The 2,573-nt window shown below is 71.1% G+C and carries 2 protein-coding genes; both read right to left on the bottom strand.

The window, feature by feature from the left end:
• A partial coding sequence (gene nuoG, locus HW445_RS26245) for an NADH-quinone oxidoreductase subunit NuoG (RefSeq protein ID WP_180223367.1) occupies positions 1-1,082 on the bottom strand: 1,082 nt, incomplete at its 3' end.
• A complete protein-coding gene (nuoF, locus tag HW445_RS26240) occupies positions 1,079-2,431 on the bottom strand; it encodes an NADH-quinone oxidoreductase subunit NuoF (RefSeq protein WP_180223366.1) in 1,353 nt (450 codons plus the stop codon). The genes nuoG and nuoF, both read right to left, overlap by 4 nt.
• Between the last annotated feature and the right edge of the window lie 142 nt (positions 2,432-2,573).

The raw sequence follows: 2,573 nt of genomic DNA, 5'->3' as shown, positions 1-2,573 counted from the left end.
TCGTTGGTGTCCAGGGCGATCCGGGCGAACTTGCTGTACGCGTAGGCGTCCTCGACGGTGAGCCGGCCGCCGGTGAGCACGCCGGCCCGGCCGCGCGCGGCGTTCAGCCCGCGGGCCGCGGCCTCCAGCGCCTCCGGCCAGGACGCCGGCTCCAGCACGCCCTCGGCGTTGCGCACCAGCGGCGAGGCCAGACGGTCACGCTGCTGGGCGTAGCGGAAGGCGAAGCGGCCCTTGTCGCAGATCCACTCCTCGTTGACCTGCGGGTCGTCGGCGGCCAGTCGGCGCATCACCTTGCCGCGCCGGTGGTCGGTGCGGGTGGCGCAGCCGCCGGCGCAGTGCTCGCAGACCGAGGGGCTGGAGATCAGGTCGAACGGGCGGGCGCGGAACCGGTAGGCGGCCGAGGTGAGCGCGCCGACCGGGCAGATCTGGATGGTGTTGCCGGAGAAGTACGACTCGAACGGGTCGCCCTCGCCGGTGCCGACCTGCTGGAGCGCGCCGCGCTCGACCAGTTCGATCATCGGGTCGCCCGCGACCTGGTTCGAGAAGCGGGTGCAGCGGGCGCAGAGCACGCAGCGTTCGCGGTCCAGCAGCACTTGGGTGGAGATGGGGACCGGCTTCTCGTAGGTGCGCTTGTGTCCCTCGAAGCGGGACTCGGCGTTGCCGTGCGACACCGCCTGGTTCTGCAGCGGGCACTCGCCGCCCTTGTCGCAGACCGGGCAGTCCAGGGGGTGGTTGATGAGCAGCAGCTCCATGACCCCCTTCTGCGCCTTCTCGGCGACCGGGGAGGTCAGCTGCGTCTTCACCACCATGCCGTCGGTGCAGGTGATGGTGCAGGAGGCCATCGGCTTGCGCTGGCCCTCCACCTCGACGATGCACTGGCGGCAGGCGCCGGCCGGGTCGAGGAGCGGGTGGTCGCAGAACCGGGGGATCTCGATGCCGAGCTCCTCGGCGGCCCGGATGACCAGGGTGCCCTTGGGCACGCTGATCTCCGCACCGTCGATGGTCAGCGTGACGAGGTCCTCCGGGGGCACGGCCCCGGCTCCCGGTCCGCCGCCGGAGGGAGCGCTGGTCGGCGCGGTCATGCGTTCACCTCCTGGTGCTTGTCCGCCCAGAGGGTGGACTTCGCCGGGTCGAAGGGGCAGCCGCGTCCCCTGATGTGCTCCTCGTACTCGTCGCGGAAGTACTTGAGGGAGGAGAAGATCGGCGAGGCGGCGCCGTCGCCGAGGGCGCAGAACGACTTGCCGTTGATGTTGTCGGCGATGTCGTTGAGCTTGTCGAGGTCGGCCATGACGCCCTTGCCGGCCTCGATGTCGCGCAGCAGCTGGACCAGCCAGTAGGTGCCCTCGCGGCAGGGGGTGCACTTGCCGCAGGACTCGTGCGCGTAGAACTCGGTCCACCGGGTGACCGCGCGGACCACGCAGGTGGTCTCGTCGAAGCACTGAAGTGCCTTGGTGCCGAGCATGGAGCCGGCCTCGCCGACCCCCTCGTAGTCCAGCGGGACGTCGAGGTGCTCGTCGGTGAACATCGGGGTGGACGAGCCGCCGGGCGTCCAGAACTTCAGGCGGTGACCCGCCCGCATGCCGCCGCTCATCTCGAGCAGCTGGCGCAGCGTGATGCCGAGCGGGGCCTCGAACTGGCCGGGGTTGGCGACGTGGCCGCTGAGCGAGTACAGCGTGAAGCCCGGGGACTTCTCGCTGCCCATGGAGCGGAACCACTCCTTGCCGTGGTGCATGATCGCGGGAACCGAGGCGATCGACTCCACGTTGTTCACCACGGTGGGGCACGCGTAGAGGCCGGCGACCGCGGGGAAGGGCGGGCGCAGCCTGGGCTGGCCGCGGCGTCCCTCCAGCGAGTCGAGGAGGGCGGTCTCCTCGCCGCAGATGTACGCGCCCGCGCCCGCGTGCACGGTGATGTCGAGGTCGAGGCCGCTGCCCAGCGCGTCCTTGCCGAGGTAGCCGGCCGCGTAGGCCTCGCGCACGGCGGAGTGCAGGCGCCGCAGCACGGGGACGACCTCGCCGCGCAGGTAGATGAAGGCGTGCGAGGAGCGGATCGCGTAGCAGGCGATGATCATTCCCTCGATGAGGGAGTGCGGGTTGGCGTAGAGGAGGGGGATGTCCTTGCAGGTGCCGGGCTCCGACTCGTCGGCGTTGACGACGAGGTAGTGCGGCTTGCCGTCGCCCTGGGGGATGAACTGCCACTTCATCCCGGTGGGGAAGCCCGCGCCGCCGCGGCCGCGCAGGCCGGAGTCCTTGACGTAGGCGATGACCTCGTCGGGCGTCATGGCCAGCGCCTTGCGCAGCCCTTGGTAGCCCTCGTGCCGCCGGTAGACGTCCAGGGTCCAGGAACGGTCCTCGTCCCAGAACGCCGACAGCACGGGAGCGAGCAGCTTGTCCGGGCTCGTCTCGTTGAGTTCGCCGGTCGCCACGCTCATCACTCCCCCTCCTCTTCTTCGGCAGAGCCGGCGGAACCGGCGGAACCGGCCACGGGACCTGCCGGGTGGGCCGGGTCGGACGCCGAGGTGGTGCTCGGCGCGTCGTGCGAGCTGGGGTGGGACGCGGGCGAGGGGCCGGTGC

This window comes from Streptomyces sp. UH6, assembly GCF_013421635.1.
Classification (GTDB): domain Bacteria; phylum Actinomycetota; class Actinomycetes; order Streptomycetales; family Streptomycetaceae; genus Streptomyces; species Streptomyces abyssomicinicus.
This window is presented reverse-complemented; position numbering and strand designations above follow the sequence as displayed.

Excerpts from the sequence above, each read along its gene's own strand:
- nuoF (WP_180223366.1), bottom strand. The coding sequence starts at position 2,431 with ATGAGCGTGGCGACCGGCGAACTCAACGAGACGAGCCCGGACAAGCTG.